Annotated in this window: 14 protein-coding genes; 8 read left to right on the top strand and 6 right to left on the bottom strand. The window is 50.0% G+C overall.

The features are described 5' to 3' along the window. Positions 1 to 76: 76 nt before the first annotated feature. The 4 genes from ACQRBJ_RS06505 to ACQRBJ_RS06490 all read left to right on the top strand — a co-directional run bounded on the left by ACQRBJ_RS06505 (position 77) and on the right by ACQRBJ_RS06490 (position 3,778). Complete coding sequence (locus ACQRBJ_RS06505) at positions 77 to 427, top strand: hypothetical protein (RefSeq protein WP_445303132.1); 351 nt, start codon at positions 77 to 79, stop codon at positions 425 to 427. Positions 428 to 639: 212 nt separating this feature from the next. Then, complete coding sequence (locus tag ACQRBJ_RS06500; RefSeq protein WP_295347262.1) at positions 640 to 1,962, top strand: hypothetical protein; 1,323 nt, start codon at positions 640 to 642, stop codon at positions 1,960 to 1,962. 17 nt (positions 1,963 to 1,979) lie between these two features. Further along, a complete protein-coding gene (locus ACQRBJ_RS06495) occupies positions 1,980 to 3,383 on the top strand; it encodes a CHC2 zinc finger domain-containing protein (RefSeq protein ID WP_445303131.1) in 1,404 nt (467 codons plus the stop codon). A gap of 173 nt (positions 3,384 to 3,556) precedes the next feature. Beyond that, positions 3,557 to 3,778, top strand: a complete 222-nt coding sequence (locus ACQRBJ_RS06490) for a DUF4248 domain-containing protein (protein WP_294972634.1) — start codon at positions 3,557 to 3,559, stop codon at positions 3,776 to 3,778. Positions 3,779 to 3,851: 73 nt separating this feature from the next. On the opposite strand, the gene ACQRBJ_RS06485 is transcribed toward ACQRBJ_RS06490, so the two are convergent. Genes ACQRBJ_RS06485 through ACQRBJ_RS06475 form a run of 3 tightly spaced genes read right to left on the bottom strand, consistent with a single transcriptional unit; the run spans position 3,852 to position 4,800 of the window. Continuing rightward, a complete protein-coding gene (locus ACQRBJ_RS06485) occupies positions 3,852 to 4,082 on the bottom strand; it encodes a DUF3791 domain-containing protein (protein WP_445303130.1) in 231 nt (76 codons plus the stop codon). Positions 4,083 to 4,087: 5 nt separating this feature from the next. Further along, positions 4,088 to 4,579, bottom strand: a complete 492-nt coding sequence (locus ACQRBJ_RS06480; RefSeq protein WP_445303129.1) for a DUF3990 domain-containing protein — start codon at positions 4,577 to 4,579, stop codon at positions 4,088 to 4,090. Continuing rightward, positions 4,576 to 4,800, bottom strand: a complete 225-nt coding sequence (locus ACQRBJ_RS06475; RefSeq protein WP_294972626.1) for a DUF3791 domain-containing protein — start codon at positions 4,798 to 4,800, stop codon at positions 4,576 to 4,578. Before ACQRBJ_RS06475 ends, ACQRBJ_RS06480 begins: the two co-directional genes overlap by 4 nt. Positions 4,801 to 5,190: 390 nt before the next feature. Here ACQRBJ_RS06475 and ACQRBJ_RS06470 point away from each other — a divergent pair, with 390 nt between their 5' ends. Beyond that, a complete protein-coding gene (locus ACQRBJ_RS06470) occupies positions 5,191 to 5,379 on the top strand; it encodes a hypothetical protein (protein ID WP_153122584.1) in 189 nt (62 codons plus the stop codon). 281 nt (positions 5,380 to 5,660) lie between these two features. Continuing rightward, positions 5,661 to 6,284 carry an HU family DNA-binding protein gene (locus ACQRBJ_RS06465; RefSeq protein ID WP_441932598.1) on the top strand — a complete coding sequence of 208 codons (624 nt, stop codon included), beginning with the start codon at positions 5,661 to 5,663 and terminating at the stop codon, positions 6,282 to 6,284. 256 nt (positions 6,285 to 6,540) lie between these two features. On the opposite strand, the gene ACQRBJ_RS06460 is transcribed toward ACQRBJ_RS06465, so the two are convergent. Continuing rightward, positions 6,541 to 8,430, bottom strand: coding sequence for an SLC13 family permease (locus ACQRBJ_RS06460; protein ID WP_445303128.1), 1,890 nt, complete (start codon positions 8,428 to 8,430; stop codon positions 6,541 to 6,543). A 228-nt stretch (positions 8,431 to 8,658) separates the two neighbouring features. On the opposite strand from ACQRBJ_RS06460, the gene ACQRBJ_RS06455 reads away from it, so the two are divergent. Then, the gene (locus ACQRBJ_RS06455) at positions 8,659 to 9,987 is read left to right on the top strand and encodes an inositol-3-phosphate synthase (protein ID WP_294969503.1); all 1,329 of its coding nucleotides are present in this window, start codon (positions 8,659 to 8,661) and stop codon (positions 9,985 to 9,987) included. Between the two features lie 334 nt (positions 9,988 to 10,321). Then, the gene (locus ACQRBJ_RS06450; RefSeq protein ID WP_297159151.1) at positions 10,322 to 10,804 is read left to right on the top strand and encodes a low molecular weight protein-tyrosine-phosphatase; all 483 of its coding nucleotides are present in this window, start codon (positions 10,322 to 10,324) and stop codon (positions 10,802 to 10,804) included. Between the two features lie 129 nt (positions 10,805 to 10,933). Here ACQRBJ_RS06450 and ACQRBJ_RS06445 read toward each other — a convergent pair whose 3' ends face one another. Both ACQRBJ_RS06445 and ACQRBJ_RS06440 read right to left on the bottom strand, forming a co-directional pair. Further along, positions 10,934 to 13,372 carry a TIM-barrel domain-containing protein gene (locus ACQRBJ_RS06445; RefSeq protein ID WP_445303127.1) on the bottom strand — a complete coding sequence of 813 codons (2,439 nt, stop codon included), beginning with the start codon at positions 13,370 to 13,372 and terminating at the stop codon, positions 10,934 to 10,936. Between the two features lie 19 nt (positions 13,373 to 13,391). After that, entirely contained in the window at positions 13,392 to 15,863 is a 2,472-nt protein-coding gene (locus ACQRBJ_RS06440) for a glycoside hydrolase family 2 TIM barrel-domain containing protein (RefSeq protein WP_445303126.1), read from the bottom strand. Between the last annotated feature and the right edge of the window lie 79 nt (positions 15,864 to 15,942).

Here is a 15,942-nt window from a genome sequence, read left to right as displayed (position 1 = left end):
TGTTTCGATTTTTGCTGATGCGGAATGGAGGTCCCCTCTCATCGAAACGGAGGGAATAACCGGAAAGACTACAATTATGTCTAATCATAATTTCTACCCCAACACAGAGTTGGGTATCGACCTCAAGTTGATAACACGCAAGCCTGGACGCATGGCCGTGGGCGAGTATCTGGACGGAGCCATTACGCACGACGGCGAAGACCACTTCACATTCGTGCAGAACGACTCCGAGAAGAAGAAGAAGGTGGTGCAGAGAAATCCGCACGTGTATGAAGGAACTTACATCAACGTGAACCGGAAGAAAGACGGTACGCTCTACCCTACCTTCAACCGCCCGCAGTTCTCAGAGCGCTTCACCTTCCAGGACTTCTGCCAGGGTGCCGCCGACGAGCTGCGCATCATTAGCGGCAAGAGTGATGACAGATAACACGGAGTCTCACGTCTCAGTCTCAGTTAGGATAAATGTCACAATTCAACTTCAAACCCGCTTCTTAAGCACTTATAACTTATTGATTATTAATTAGTTATATATAATATATATAGAAAGCGAGACCACATGAAAAAAAACTGAGACTCTGAGACTGAGACTGTAGGCAATAAAAAAAGAACATCGATTTTAATTTAATTCTCTAAAAAGCAATGATTTACAACATTTTCAGCAATGCCGCTCCGGCGATGCCCAAGCCCAGCAAGGGCACAGAATTTGTAAAATTTGCCCTCTCGCAGGCATCAAAAGACATGCGTGAAGTGCTCATTCCGATGGCAATTCCGGCTCTTGCCGCTCATCTCACGGACGTAAGGTTCATGTATTGCGACAACAAATATTATGAAATGTGCGGGCAGATGGGGCATCTGATAGGTCCTTCGGGTATCGGAAAGGCACAATTGGGGCATTTGGTAGAGGCTATCATGCGCCCTTTTCGCAAGCATGATGAGACTGAGTTCAAGAAACTCGTGGACTGGCAGCGACAGATGAAGACCAAGGGCGCCAACAAGGAAAAACCCGAACGTCCGGACGTGAGTTTCTGGTTTCCACCAGCCGATGTCACCAATCCTGCCTTTATCCAGAATGCCATGGCATGCGAAAAACTGGGCGAGCGCACGCAATACATCAATCTGCCCGAAGTAGAAATGGCGGACAGGATGTGTGGCGGACATAAGCAGGTGAGCCAGATGGTAAGAAACATCTACGACCGTCAGCGTGCCGGAGCCCTGCGCGCCACGGCAGATGGCGTAACGGGCAATCCCGTGCTCAGGGTGAACCTCACCTTCACTTCTACCCCCGAGGCTGCCCGACAGTTCTACAAGAAAGACCTCACCAATGGTTTCTTCGGCCGCATCCCTTTCGCCTACAAGGCTCGTGGCGAGCGTAGTGGCAAGATTCCACGGCAGGGAACGTATGATGAGGAATTCCTGAAGAAGATGGACAGCTATCTGCTGCGCCTGGACAACTGTAAGGGCAGTTTTGTGGTGAAGAAGCTCAACAAGGTGGCCGACCAGCTGGCAGAAGAAATGGCAAGGCTTGCCGATCTTGCCGATGATGACATGCTCTGGGAGCTTTCCCACCGCAGCATCTTTTCGGCATGGAAGAAGGGAGCCGTGCTGTGGATTCTGAACGACCAGACGTGGACACGCTCCATCGGGGACTTCGTGGTATGGTTCTGCTACTACGACTTGTGGTCGAAAGTGAAGGTATTTGGCGACATGTTCAAGTGTGGCGATGTGCAGGAGGAGGTGCAGCGAACCGGTCCCAAGAATATGCTTGACCATCTGGAAGTATCATTCAACGAACTGCAGCTGGAAGCTCTCCGCTTGAGCCTTGGCAAGAGCAAGGAGGGTACCAAGCATCAGCTTAACGTATGGAAGAACCGCAAATTCATCACCTATTCTGCCCAGACGGGGCTTTATACGAAGACAAGGGAATATCTGATGGGAATGCCGGCGGGAAAGGATAAGAAATAAAGTAAAAAATAGTTTTTATGGAGAAATATGAGATTCAGAAGCTGCGCGACCTGCCTATTGAGGGAGTTGCGGAGCAGATGGGGATAAAGGTGGAGCGGCACAAGGCGCTCTGCCCCTTTCATGACGACCACCATGCCAGCCTCTCGTTCAGCACGAGGAGGAACAGCTGCCGCTGCTATGTCTGCATGGGTAATTCCGTGGGCACCATCGACCTGGTGATGAAATACCTGGGGAAGGATTTTCTGTCGGCTTGCCGATGGCTCGCGGAGGTGAATGGGGTTTATCTGGAAGATGGCAGGAAGAGAGAGGGGGCTTTCTCTTCTCTTTCCTCCGAAGCCTCTTCTGGCGGTGGTTCTCATTCGGAAAAGGATTCCGGTGGCTCTCATTCGGGAAAGGATTCCGGTGGTTCTCATTCGGAAAAGGATTCCGGTGGCTCTCATTCGGGAGATGATTCTGGTGGCTCTCATTCGGGAAAATCCTCCTCCTTCGATGCCAGCAAGTATGCGAGATTCTTTGAGCATCCGTGGCTGAACGAGGCGGCAAGGAGGTTCCTGTTCGAAGAGAGGAAGATTGACTGGAGAGTGGTGAACTGGTGCAGACTGACTTCATGGACGGATAAGAAGGGCATCAACTGGCTGCAGATTCCCTACTTCGACATGGACGGACGGCTCATCGGAATCCAGAACAGAAACCTCGATTACCGGAAGACGCCCACAGATTTCACAGATGACACAGATTCTCCTTCACATCAGACGGAGGGTTCACATCAGACGGAGGGTTCGCTTCAGACGGAGGGTTCACATCAGACGGAGGGTTCACATCAGACGGAGGGTTCGCTTCAGACGGAGGGTTCACATCAGACGGAGGGTTCGCTTCAGACGGTGGGTTCACATCAGACAGAGGGTTCACATCAGACAGAGGGTTCACATCAGACGGAGGGTTCGCTTCAGACGGAGGGTTCGCTTCAGACGGAGGGTTCACATCAGACGGAGGGTTCGCTTCAGACGGAGGGTTCACATCAGACGGAGGGTTCGCTTCAGACGGAACCGATGGCTCCCCGCTTCCGGTTTCCCTATGGCGCCAGATGCTCCATCTACAACCTGCCGGTGGTAGGGAGACTGAAACCTGGCGAGAAGCTTTTCATCACGGAGGGATGCAGCGACTGCTGGGCGATGCTTTCTGCCGGACATAAGGCGATAGCCATTCCGTCGGCCACGCTTCTCAAACCTGAGGATAAGCAGCTGCTGGCTGATATCGAGCGTCAATATCAGGTGGAATTCCACATGTTTCCTGATCAGGATGCGCCCGGCGAACAGCTCTTCCTGCAACTCAGGGAGATTCTCCCCCATCTGGTTCATCATCAGTTGCCCCCAGGCTGCAAGGATTTCAGCGAGTATTATTTATTCAAGTTTTGCAAGTGAGGGAATTAATTGAAGTTAAAGAAGTTATCACTCCCTGCGATCGTTCGGGAAGTTAAGAGACAATAGTCTTTTTCGTAAGATGCAGGACATTTGTCCCTTAGCTTCCCTCTAACTTCTCTAACTTCCCTTAACTTCCCCATATGCGAAACTCACCCTTTAAAATCAAAATGAATATGGAAGAATTTATCATTCGTACGTACACCAAGAAGGAACTTGCCCTGATGTACTTTCCCGAGAGTAATCCACGCACAGCCGTCAACCATCTGATGGCTTGGATTCACCAATGCGACCCGCTATGGGAGGAGCTCCTGGCAATGGGCTATCACAAACTGAGCAAGGCTTTTACGCCCAAGCAGGTGAAGGCTATCATAGATTACCTGGGGGAACCGGGATAAGGTTTAGAGTTGATAGTTTAGTATAAGTAAGCCCCAAGCGCCAGCCAATTGGTTACTGGCGTTTGGAGCTCATTTATGATATTCCGGAAGCTGCAGATGCTTCTCTTTCCTGCAGCTCTTTTAGAAGGTCTTCAAGCACATATTGATCGCTCATGAGTTGCAATCCTGTATTAGGATCAGACAACAGCTGAGCGGTTCTGGAAGAATAATAGATATCAAGAGCTTGTTCTGGAGTAATATTCTTCTCCTTTGCCAGCAACATCACGATACGGCTTTGTTTACGCCAAAGTACAGAGTCTCTCATAATTTCTAAATTTGATAGGATGAAACGAATTGAAGGTATTTGTCGATAATTTGCTGATTACGAATACAAATTTGATGGTTCACTTGCTTATACACCAACTGTCCCAATGCCTGTTCCGCAGTAATTCTGCCATTTTCGAAATCTTCTACTGTGTCGATTACATTATCATTGGCTACACCACCCTCTACCAGGTCATATTGTTTTTGCAAATTACCTCCTCTTCTACAATCCACAACATATTGAAGCCACTCTATATTGTATTCTTTGAACCTTTTGATACGGAAATCCGACAAGTTAAACAAATCTTCGTTCAATTCAAACATATTGACGATTGGCCGAAAGGCAGGTCCTTTTCTGATAGCAATAACCTTAGACCATTTTTCAGCTTGCGACTTAATGCCAGTTAAATAGACCCCTTGCCCGAAATCAACTTTAGTACGCCCTTTACTGATTTCTGGATATTCTATTTTCATGTATGATCCATGGAATAATTTCATTGTGCCATCTCCCAGTTTTTGAGTGTTTCAACCGTAGTTCTTGCAACCCAATCAGAACTCTGGGTATGTAATTCTTCATAATATGGCAAAAGGAAATTATGGATGAGACCTTGTTTCTTCAAACGCATATACATGTTTTTAGAAGGTACATTCATTATTTTTGCTCCCTTCTCTATTGCCATGATAGCCAGATGTATATTGTTATAACCTACTTGTTCCATACGCTTTAATTTTATACCAAGGCTTATGCCTCCTATTTTTTAGCAAATATAATCAATTATCTCGATATAAGGCCATTAATTAGGCTGATTTTATATTTTTTTAAAAAATGTTCCGCTATCGCACGGCTTCACATGCCATCGCCCAACTGACTGTGGGGGATTTCGTATCTTTGCATCGTGATTCAGAAAGCGCTGGAAAATCACTTTCCTAGTTGGAGAAAAATATTTCTCCAGTTGGAAAAATGAAAAAAGGCATCTGGGAGATATTCCGGATAAGATTATCCCGAATGCATCAAGTTATCAACCTCGACTCCAAGCCCTGATACGAGTCCTTCTCTTTCTTCTTTTTAAAAAAGAAGACGGAAAGTTAATAGGGGGCAAGAGAAGCGTATGAACCCAAATATGAAGGCATTCATCAAGTATCTCATCGTGGCCGTATGCTCTGCCATCGTCACCTTCCTCACCAGCTCGTGTACCGCGGGTCTCGTGATCGGGAAGAACCAGAGGCAGCAGCAGGAGAACAACATCACCACGCGAGCCGACTCTTCGCACTTCGTGCCAACCATCACCATCAGGTGAAGATGGTTTGCAAAAACGCCGGAACGCCTAGGGGGGACCAGCGATGGAATCGCTGGGAACGGGGGCTGGAAGGGAGCTACGAGCCTTGCGCTCCTTTTCTGACTCGGCAAGAACGGAGGCTGGAAGGCGGGCTGGAAGGGGGCTACGAGCCTTGCGCTCCTTTTCTGACTCGGCAAGAACGGAGGCTGGAAGGCGGGCTAGAAGGGGACGCCCTGAAAGGGGGGAAAGCTTTATAATTATTTTTTTATCAATTTATTAACAATTTAAAATTCAAGAAGATTATGGCTATTAATTTGAAAGCAAAGGAAACCCTCATCCAGGTGGGTGAGTTGAAAGGTAAGTATCGTTACGTTCTCAGTACCGAGCTTTACAACAAGCTCCCGGAGAGCAAGGTTATCAAGGAGGCGGCTCTGAGAAGTGGCGTGAGCCGCGGCGTGATGCAGGCATGCTGGGATGCTGCCGGCGAAGTTATCAAGACATGGTCTACCGAAGGACACTCCGTTGCCATCCCGGGGTTGGGAACCATGAGATTCGGCGTGCGAGCCAAGAGTGTGGCTACCGTGGGTGAGGTGGCAGGTAGCCTCATCACCACCCGCAGAGTTATCTTCACTCCAAACGTGGATATCAAGGATGAGCTGCAGAGAACTCCTATCCAGATTACCTGTATCGACCGCAACGGCAAGGTGGTGAAGAACGTTACTTCGGGCGATGGCGGCAACGTGGAAGACCCAGACAAGGATCCAAACGGAGGTGGAACCGAAGGTGGCGGCTCAGGCAATACCGAAGGCGGCGGTTCAGGCAATACCGAAGGTGGCGGCTCAGGCAATACCGAAGGTGGTGGCTCAGGCAATACCGAAGGCGGTGGCACCAGCGGTGGAGACGCTGAAGGAGACGTAGGCATGTAGTCCTACTACCAAGATAGAAAATCCCCAATCCTCGGACTCATCAGGAGCACCAAGAGATTGGGGATTATCTTTTTCCAGCATTTCGCAAAAGAGGGAATTGATTGAAGTTAAAGAAGTTATCACTCCCTTCGGTCGTTCAGGAAGTGAAGAGACAATAGTCTTTTGTCGTATAACGTAGGACATTTGTCCCTTAACTTCCCCTTAACACTTCTAAAGTTCAGTAATTTCGCAAATGAGGGAATTGATTGAAGTAAAATCAATACGGGAACAGGAGCGGAAGCACGAAGGTCATCACCACGCCGATGATGATCTGCAACGGCAAACCTACCTTCACGTAGTCCATGAACGTATAGCCACCCGCCTTCATCACCAGCGCATTAGGCGGAGTGGAGAACGGAGAGGCAAAGCACATGCTGGCACCCAACGTTACCGCAAAGAGGAAGGAATAAGGACTCACGCCCACCTGCTGGGCTGCCACCAGGGCGATAGGAGCCATCAACACAGCCGTGGCGGTATTGCTGATGAACATCGTCATGAGCGAAGTGGTGAAATAGATACCTGCCAGCAGAGCCGTCGGTCCCATCGAGCCGAGACTGTCTACCAGTCCCTGCGAAACCAAGGCCGAAGCACCCGTCTTCTCCAGCGCCGTAGACATCGGCATCATGGCGGCTATCAGCACGATGCTCTCCCAGTTGATGGTCTTGTAGGCTGCCTCCACGTTGCGGAAGCATCCGGCAAAGACGGTAAGCAGTCCGGCGATGATGACCGCCGTGACCGGAGCCACGGGGATGAAGTCGAACACCATCATCGCTATCATCAAGAGCATGATGGCTGCAGCCACAGGAGCCTTGTAGTCCAGGAGCACCTTGTCTGCCGTCTTCTCCGGCTGATCCAGCACCACCCAGTTGGTGGTATCTGCCGTAAGATGGGCCAGATTGGTCCACTCTCCCTGCACCAGGAGCATATCGCCCACATGCAGCCTGGTGGCTATCAGATTGTCGGTAATATATTCCTTTCCCACCTTGCCGTCAGAAGAGCTTCCGCCTCGCTTCACGCCCAGCACGTTGATGCCGAAGCGCTTGCGCAGGTTGGCATCTCCAATTCGCAATCCGGCAAAATTGGAAGTAGGCATCACAACAATCTCGGTCAGTCCCAGGTCGTAGAAATCAATCTTCACGTCCTTCATCTTCCTCAGGTCGTAATCCTGCGCAAACCGTTCAATCTTCTCCTCGTCACCTATTATATATAAGGTGTCGTGCACGGCGATGGTGCTGCTGCTCTTCGCCATGTTCTGGTTGACGTCCTTCACGAGTCCCAGTCGCGATTTCTTCTCGTTTCTTATCTCGATGATGCTCACGCCATATTTCTTCTGGATGCTGAGGTCCTTGAGGGTCTTGCCCACGATGTCCATCATCTGCCCATTCTCATCGATGGCTGCAGCCGTCCGCTTGCTTGGCACGATGTAGCGATGCAGGTTGTCGAGCAGCTGGTATTCGTCTACCAGGTCATCGAGCGACTTTCCGTTCTTCTTTTTCTTGCCGTTCTGCTTCTGGCTGAGAAAGATTTTGCTCAGGGGCATGAGGACGATGATTCCGATGGCGATGACGATGATTCCCACCGGGAAGAAGGAGAAGAACGCCAGGGGCTTGAATCCCGCCTCGGTAAGCACCTCGTCGATGACCAGGTTGGGCGGCGTACCGATGAGGGTGAGCATTCCGCCCAGACTTCCGGCAAAGGCGAGCGGCATGAGGAATCGCGACGACTGCATGCCCGAACCCGCAGCCAGGCTCATGATGATAGGCATCATCAGCGCCACGGTTCCGGTATTGCTCACGAAGGCTCCGATAAACGAGGTTACCAGCATCACGAGGAGGAAGGTAACGGTTTCGTTGCCACGGGAGAGCGCCATCAGCTTATTGCCCGTCAGCTTGGCAAGGCCGGTCTGCATGATAGCTCCACCCACCACGAAGAGGCCTATCATCATGATGACGATGGGCGAAGAGAAGCCGGCAAGAGCCTCTGCCGGCGTCAGGATTCCGAGAACCAAGAGTGCTGCCAAGGCAGTAAGAGCCACAATATCAGCCCTCACCCTGCCCCATATAAACATGGCAACCGTAATGATTAATATAATAAGCGTTATTGTCATGCTATAAAAAAAATTAGAAAATTGTTTCTTCTGATTATAAACTCTTTTGCAAAGATACTTACTTTTTATCGTTTTTTTTATCATTCTAATGCTAATATTTCTAAATTTATTGCAGATATTTCCAAAAAACTACACTTATTCCATCAGTTTTCCTTATCTTTGCAATCCAGATAGACATACTGAACAATAGAAGTAGAAGACTTTATAATACATTAATTTTTTTAGATAATGGAACAAAACAAGGTTAAACCAGCTGATGGCAAGCTGGGTATCATGGTTGTAGGTTGTGGTGCAGTTTCTACTACATTCATGACTGGTGTGTTTATGGCTCGCAAGGGACTTGCAAAGCCAGTAGGTTCAATGACTCAATACGATAAGATTCGCGTAGGCAAGGGTGCAGACAAGAAGTATCTTCACTACAAGGACATCGTGCCTATGGCAGATCTCAACGACATCGTATTCGGCACTTGGGATGTTTATCCGCAGAATGCTTACCAGGCTGCTATGTATGCCGAGGTCCTGAAGGAGAAGGATATCAACCCTGTGCGCGAGGAGCTGGAGAAGGTGGTTCCAATGAAGGCTGCCTTCGACAAGAACTACGCCAAGCGTCTGGATGGCGACAACGTGAAGGACTGCAAGACCCGCTGGGAAATGGTGGAGGCTCTGCGTCAGGACATCCGCGACTTCAAGGAGAAGAACGGCTGCTCCCGCATCGTCGTAGCCTGGGCAGCATCTACCGAAATCTACGTACCGGTAGATATGGAAATCCACGGCTCATTGGCAGCTCTCGAGGCTGCGATGAAGGCTGACGACCGCCAGCACATCGCTCCATCCATGTGCTACGCTTATGCAGCCCTTACGGAGGGTGCTCCTTTCATCATGGGTGCTCCTAACACAACAGTTGACATTCCTGCCATGTGGGAACTCGCTGAGAAGACCCACATGCCTATCGCAGGCAAGGACTTCAAGACTGGTCAGACTCTCGTGAAGAGTGGTTTTGCTCCTATCATCGGCACCCGCTGCCTCGGCTTGAACGGTTGGTTCTCTACCAACATTCTGGGCAACCGCGACGGTCTCGTTCTCGATGAGCCAGCCAACTTCCATACCAAGGAAGTGAGCAAGCTCTCTACCCTTGAGACTATCCTGAAGCCAGAAGTCCAGCCAGACCTCTACGGCCATGGCAACGATGAGGACACTCAGTATTATCACAAGGTTCGCATCAACTATTATCCTCCTCGCAACGACAACAAGGAAGGTTGGGACAACATCGACATCTTCGGCTGGATGGGTTATCCAATGCAAATCAAGATCAACTTCCTGTGCCGCGACTCCATCCTTGCCGCTCCATTGCTGCTCGACCTCTGTCTGTTGAGCGACCTTGCAGCCCGTGCCGGCCGTTACGGCATCCAGCGCTTCCTGAGTTTCTTCCTCAAGGCGCCAATGCACGATTATACCCAGGGTGAAGAGGCTGTGAACAACCTCTACCAGCAGTACACCATGCTGAAGAACGCCATCCGCGAGATGGGCGGTTATGAGGCTGACGAGGAAATCGACTAAAAATATTATCTCCCGATAAAGGACGGTAATGGTTGATTTCAAACAGACGAAGGTTGATTTCAGCAATACGCCCAGAAAGGGCAGAAGCTCCTAGCCCAGGGCAACGCACTGGGTTGTAGGGAGTTATAAATATACGCCCTGTAAGGGGAAAAGCTTTATTACCCATATTCTAAAGCTTTTGCCCTTACAGGGCGCCTTGCTGACTGCTGTTTATACCCAGGGCGTTGCCCTGGGCTAGGAGCTTCTGCCCTTTCAGGGCGTGCGGGGCGAACTTACAAAACAGGGCGTGCGGGGCGAACTCGCTAAACTTGACAAACATTTAAATATAATATTTATGACAAAGAAAGGTAAACATACCGTTTTATTTATTTGCCTCGGCAACATTTGCCGTTCGCCAGCCGGCGAGGGCATCATGAAGAGCCTGGTAGAAAAGGCAGGGCTGCAGGATGAGTTTGAAATTGATTCTGCAGGAATAGGCAACTGGCACGTGGGGCAGCTGCCTGACAGTCGCATGCGGAAATGTGGCGCCGAACATGGCTACAATTTCAACAGCCACGCCCGCCAGTTCCAGAAGTCAGATTTCGGAAGATTCGAAACCATCGTGGTGATGGATAATGAGAATTACCGTGCCATTACCTCCATGGCTTCCTGCCAGGCAGATAAGGACAAGGTGGTCCGGATGGCCGATTTCCTGACCCACCATCGTGAATACACCACCGTTCCCGACCCATATTATGGCGACATGGGCGATTTTGAACTGGTCATCACCCTATTGGAAGATGCCTGCCAGGGGTTGCTGCAAAGCATCATCGGATAAAAAAATACAACATATTAATCATACTATCATCTACAAAAAAAGTCCTCCGGAAGTAAACATCGCATTACTTCCGAAGGATTTTTTTATGATAGCATTTTTAAAAATAATATTTTTTATGATAGCATTTTTTCAAATGGTAGAATCATAAAACTCTCGCTTTACGATTGCAATCTTCTCGCTTCCCGGCAGATAAAGATAGCCTACGCATTCGGCTGCATCAGCCTTGAACGTACGCATTGAGAGCTTGCTCCAATTAATCTTGTCCGTGCTCTGAGCCACAGGAACCTGAGGAATCAAGCTGCCATCCTTGACCAGAATAATGCAAGGAAGAGGCTGGGAAACCGTTGCCGAGCCCGAAGCCTCAGCATAAGCCTTCACCTCCTGAGCCGTAGGGATGGAAATCTCCTGATAGCCACCCTCGTAAACCTTACCACTCTGGTAATCAATCCATTTACCCTTAGGCAAATAAACCGTACGGCTACTGCCCGACTCCAGGAGCGGAGCCACCAGCAGCTGGGAACCATACATGTACTCATCCTCTACCAGCCAGGCACCTGCATCATGCGGGAACTCTACGAAGAGCGCACGAACCATCGGCAAGCCCTTCTCTGAACAATCCTTAGCCTGCGCATAAACATAAGGCATCAGCTGATACTTCATCTCGGCATTGGCACGGAAAGCATCCGTAAAATCCTTGCTGATGAGCCAAGGCTCGGTAGGAGGCGCTCCATGAGCACGGGTATGGGAACTCAGGAAACCGAACGGCAACCAGCGACGGTACAGATCGTCAGGACTCTGGGTTACAAAGCCACCCATATCATGACTCCAGAAAGAGAAACCGCTCAATCCGAAACTCAAGCCGCCTCGCAAATCGCCCAGCATTCCTACGCTTCCAATCTCGTTGGTAGCCGCATCGCCACCCCAATGGAGCGGAAAGCGCTGGCTTCCTGCCCACGCACTTCGTGCCCAGATTACGCCTTCATGGTCGGCAGAATTTGCCTTCACGGCTTCCCAGAGCGCCTTATTATAACGCAGAGGATAGAGATTGTGCTCATAGAAGCCTGTCTTGCCGCTGGCGTAAAGACCATCATAAGGAGCCGCCTCGCCAAAATCGCACTTGATGACGCCTACTCCCAGCTTGATGAGATGGGCTATCTTGTCCTGATACCAGCTTACGGTCTTCTGATTGCTCAGGTCGAGCACAGCATCCTCATAATTGAGCGTTCCGTTGGCATTTCTTACCGCCATTCCACCTTCTACCAGTTCGTGGAAGTAACGATTTTTCGGAGTGAAATAAGGCAACTGCCACAAGCAGGTATGGAAACCTTCCTTCTTCAGAGTCTTCAGCATTCCTACCGGGTCCTTGAAGCGGTCCTTGGCAAACTCATAGTCACATTGCCAGTCTACGCCAAACCATCCCGTATCGAAATGAATCACGTCGGCAGGAATGCGGTTGGCTCTCAGCTGATGTGCAATCTCCAGACCCTCTTTCTGCGAGAAGTAGGAGATGCGGCTCATCCAGGTGCCGAAAGTCCAGAGAGGCAGCATCGGCGACTTGCCCGTAACGTTGGTATATTTATCCAGAATCTCCTTTGGCTCTCCGAAGAAGACGAAGAAGTCCATCGTCTCATCGCCCATGAACAGGCGTTGTGCTCCGATGTAGCTAGCTCCGAAATCGGCAGTAGTAGGAGCCGAAGTATGCATAAATATTCCATAGCCACGATTGGAGAAATAGAAAGGCACAGGCTTGTACATTCCGTCGGTTTCAGGACCCTGCGGGTCTACCACGGAAATATTCACCTTCTGCCCCACCTTGTTGAGCGAGGTGAAACTCTCTCCGCAACCATAGATTCTCTCTCCCGGCGAAAGCATGAAGACGGGGTTGATGCTGCGCGAATTGTCGCTTCCGCGCTTGATGAAATTGAACGGCAGGAGTTTTACCTGCGTACTGTCGTTGTCTATTATATGTCGAGTTTGTGTAAGTATTTTTCCTTTCGCATCGCGAAGTATCAATCGGAACGGATACTTCTGGATTTCCAGCTCTCCATTTCCGTTTTTATAAATAATGCTTTGTGCCGACGCCGACGTGTTCCATCTCCCCTTCCCCATGCGGGCATTCCCGTTGCCGAAGTTCCCGGAGATAAACTCAGGCGAAAACATCGGGTCGTTGGCCTCGTCCATCTTAGGTTCGATAGGCGAAGTGAAGACGGTAATGCGCAGGGTTCTGTCATCAATCTTCTGAATCCTGATTTTCAGGTTTGGGTCGTTATCGTACTGGGTGTCGGGGAAATCGAGCATCTTCATCCTGACCGGCCAATAACCGTTGAGGTTGAAAGCCTGTCGGGGTGCCAGCCGGTAACGCTTCCAGTTGAGCAGTCCTTCGCCCTTGTTCAGGTCGAAGCCGGCGATGCTGTCGGCAAGGAAATAAGTATTTGCCAAATCGCAGAAATCGCCCGAAACATCGGGCGCCTGGCATTGTAAGTATTCTATGCCATTATTAGTTTTAAGCTGTGCCTGTCCTGCCATCGGCAGGCTCAGGACACAAAGGGTTAAAAGTGATTTTCTCATGATTCAAAAGATTTTTATTCTATAATTCCAAAGCTGCTTCCTTCAGGTCAACAGCCTTTGCCTGGAGCTTACCCTTGCCCTTCAATACCACCACGCACTTGCCGAAGAACGCCTTGCGATGAGGGTCGGTAAAACGCTCCAGAGAGGTCTGGCAACCATTATCCGTACCCAGAATCTGAGCATCGGAAGAGAAGAAAATCTGGTTCTCGGCATTCGGACAGAGATTTCCGTCCTTATCCACCACATTCACTTCTACGAAGGTTGTAGGTTCTGCTGAGCCATAAGCCAGATTGCCCTGATAGGTCTTCTTCAAGACGATGTGATGAGGAGCACCCGCAGTCCTGATGGTCTGCTCGCCCACCTGCTTGCCGCCCTTTCTAGCCACCACCTTTACTTCGCCCGGCTGGAACTCAACTCGCCACATCACGTGATATTCCGTACTCTTCCGGAAGGCTTCACCCTCGTTCTTCTCACCATAGACGGTCTTCTTGCGAACACCCTGGCTCTTGCCGTTCACGAAGAGTTCCACCTCGTCTGCGTTGTTGTAGTAGCACCACATGTCGATGGTCTGTCCCGGAATCCAGTTCCAATGAGGGAAGAGATGAAGCACGTTCTTCTGCGTCCACTCACTCTGATACATAAAATAAGTGTCCTTCGGGAGACCTGCCAGGTCGATGATTCCGAAGTAGCTGCTTCGCGCCGGATAAGCATAAGGAGTAGGTTCGCCTATATAATCGAAACCGGTCCAGATAAACTGTCCGCCCACGAAATCATTATGTTTCACCACATCCCATGTCTCCTCGTGCGTGCTGCTCCATGAAGCATGCATATTATCATAAGCCGAGCACTTGAAGGAAGGGTCGTAGTACGGCAGCCACCACTCCTTAGGAGCCGAATAGATACTGTCGCTAGGCATCATGTAAAAACCGCGCGTCTGCAGGGCAGAGACACTCTCCGACATGATGAAAGGCTTGCCAGGGAAGTTCTTCGGAACATCCTTCACCCATTGATGATGGTAATTGAACCCAATCAGGTCGATGGCTCCACTCTTGAAGAGATGGTTCTTCGGGTCGGGCTCATTACAGCCAGCCGTAACCGGACGCGTTCCCCACGGATCATACTCCTTGACTATCCGGGCAAGATGCCGGGTGAGGAGCGAATTCACGCTCAGCTCATCGCTATGCGCCAGCGTAGAAGCATCATGCCCAGCATTCAGAATCAGATTCGCCTGCTCCAGCGAAAGCGTATCTGCCGCAGCATCCGACCATTGCTCCAGCACCTCGTTGCCGATGCTCCACATGATGATGCTAGGATGATTGCGGTCGCGCTTCACCAGGTCAGAGAGGTCGCGCTTGTGCCACTCATCAAAGAATCGGGCGTAGTCGCCATTCGATTTCTTGCGTCGCCACATGTCGAAACTCTCGTCCATGACGAGGATTCCCATCGAATCGCACATGTTGAGGAGTTCAGGAGCCGGAGGATTATGGCTGCTCCGGATGGCGTTCACGCCCATGTTGCGCAGGATGGTGAGCTTGCGATGCATCGCATCCTCGTTTACGGCAGCACCCAGACAGCCGAAATCATGATGCTCGCAGACTCCATTCAGCTTGATATTCCTGCCATTGAGGAAAAATCCCTTCCTGGCATCAAACTTCACATCGCGGAAGCCTGTAGTGGTTGTGGCTACATCCACTACCTTCCCGTTTAGAATCAGCTCACTCTTGACGGTATAGAGATATCCCTTTCCGATGTCCCAGAGATGCGGATTCTTCACCTGCAGTTTCTGTTCCTGATCACCTTTACTCTTTGCTACAATCTTTCCTGCAGCATCATAGATGATGTTACGGACAGAGAGTTTCATCCTGTTGCCGGAAGCTGCAAAATCCGTCTTCACCCTGACATCACCCTGAGGAGTGGTAGAAACATACTGCCCCCATTGAGGAATGTAAGCCTTCTTCATGGTCTTGGTGAGCCAGACGTGGCGATAGATTCCGCAGCCCGAATACCATCGGCTGTTAGGCTGGTCGCTATTATCCACCTTCACGGCAATCACATTATCACCCTTCCTATTAATATAAGGTGTAAGGTCGTACTCGAAAGTACTGTAGCCGTAAGGACGGGTTCCGAGCTGATGACCGTTGATGTAGACGGTAGAGTTCATGTAAACTCCATCAAAGGTAATGGTAAAGCGGTCGTACTTCTCATGAGGATTCAGGGAGAAATGCTTTCTGTACCATCCTATTCCGCCTGGCAGAGCGCCTCCGCTGGCTCCCGAAGGATTGCCTGGCGAGAAATCGCCCTCTATCGCCCAGTCATGAGGCAGATTCAGGCTTCGCCAATGGGCGTCAGCATAATCCGCTTTCCACATTCCGGCAGAATCAGCCAGAGTGAAAAGCCAGCCCTTATCAAAAGACAGATGTTCACGGGCACTCATCGGAAGAGCGAAAAGACCGCTCATCAAGGCAACGCTAAATATTGTTTTCTTATTCATTCTTTCCTATCAATATAAAAAATCCCACAGACTGCACGGATTTTCACAGATTCATCTTTCCTGAAAGAGAGTTACAGAT

The sequence above is a fragment of the Prevotella sp. SGI.167 genome (genome assembly GCF_050313615.1).
Classification (GTDB): domain Bacteria; phylum Bacteroidota; class Bacteroidia; order Bacteroidales; family Bacteroidaceae; genus Prevotella.
This window is presented reverse-complemented; position numbering and strand designations above follow the sequence as displayed.

Coding starts and splice junctions, on each gene's coding strand:
- ACQRBJ_RS06500 (WP_295347262.1), top strand. CDS start 640: ATGATTTACAACATTTTCAGCAATGCCGCTCCGGCGATGCCCAAGCCC.
- ACQRBJ_RS06490 (WP_294972634.1), top strand. CDS start 3,557: ATGGAAGAATTTATCATTCGTACGTACACCAAGAAGGAACTTGCCCTG.
- ACQRBJ_RS06495 (WP_445303131.1), top strand. CDS start 1,980: ATGGAGAAATATGAGATTCAGAAGCTGCGCGACCTGCCTATTGAGGGA.
- ACQRBJ_RS06450 (WP_297159151.1), top strand. CDS start 10,322: ATGACAAAGAAAGGTAAACATACCGTTTTATTTATTTGCCTCGGCAAC.
- ACQRBJ_RS06505 (WP_445303132.1), top strand. CDS start 77: ATGTCTAATCATAATTTCTACCCCAACACAGAGTTGGGTATCGACCTC.
- ACQRBJ_RS06445 (WP_445303127.1), bottom strand. CDS start 13,372: ATGAGAAAATCACTTTTAACCCTTTGTGTCCTGAGCCTGCCGATGGCA.
- ACQRBJ_RS06480 (WP_445303129.1), bottom strand. CDS start 4,579: ATGAAATTATTCCATGGATCATACATGAAAATAGAATATCCAGAAATC.
- ACQRBJ_RS06475 (WP_294972626.1), bottom strand. CDS start 4,800: ATGGAACAAGTAGGTTATAACAATATACATCTGGCTATCATGGCAATA.
- ACQRBJ_RS06460 (WP_445303128.1), bottom strand. CDS start 8,430: ATGACAATAACGCTTATTATATTAATCATTACGGTTGCCATGTTTATA.
- ACQRBJ_RS06470 (WP_153122584.1), top strand. CDS start 5,191: ATGAACCCAAATATGAAGGCATTCATCAAGTATCTCATCGTGGCCGTA.
- ACQRBJ_RS06485 (WP_445303130.1), bottom strand. CDS start 4,082: ATGAGAGACTCTGTACTTTGGCGTAAACAAAGCCGTATCGTGATGTTG.
- ACQRBJ_RS06440 (WP_445303126.1), bottom strand. CDS start 15,863: ATGAATAAGAAAACAATATTTAGCGTTGCCTTGATGAGCGGTCTTTTC.
- ACQRBJ_RS06465 (WP_441932598.1), top strand. CDS start 5,661: ATGGCTATTAATTTGAAAGCAAAGGAAACCCTCATCCAGGTGGGTGAG.
- ACQRBJ_RS06455 (WP_294969503.1), top strand. CDS start 8,659: ATGGAACAAAACAAGGTTAAACCAGCTGATGGCAAGCTGGGTATCATG.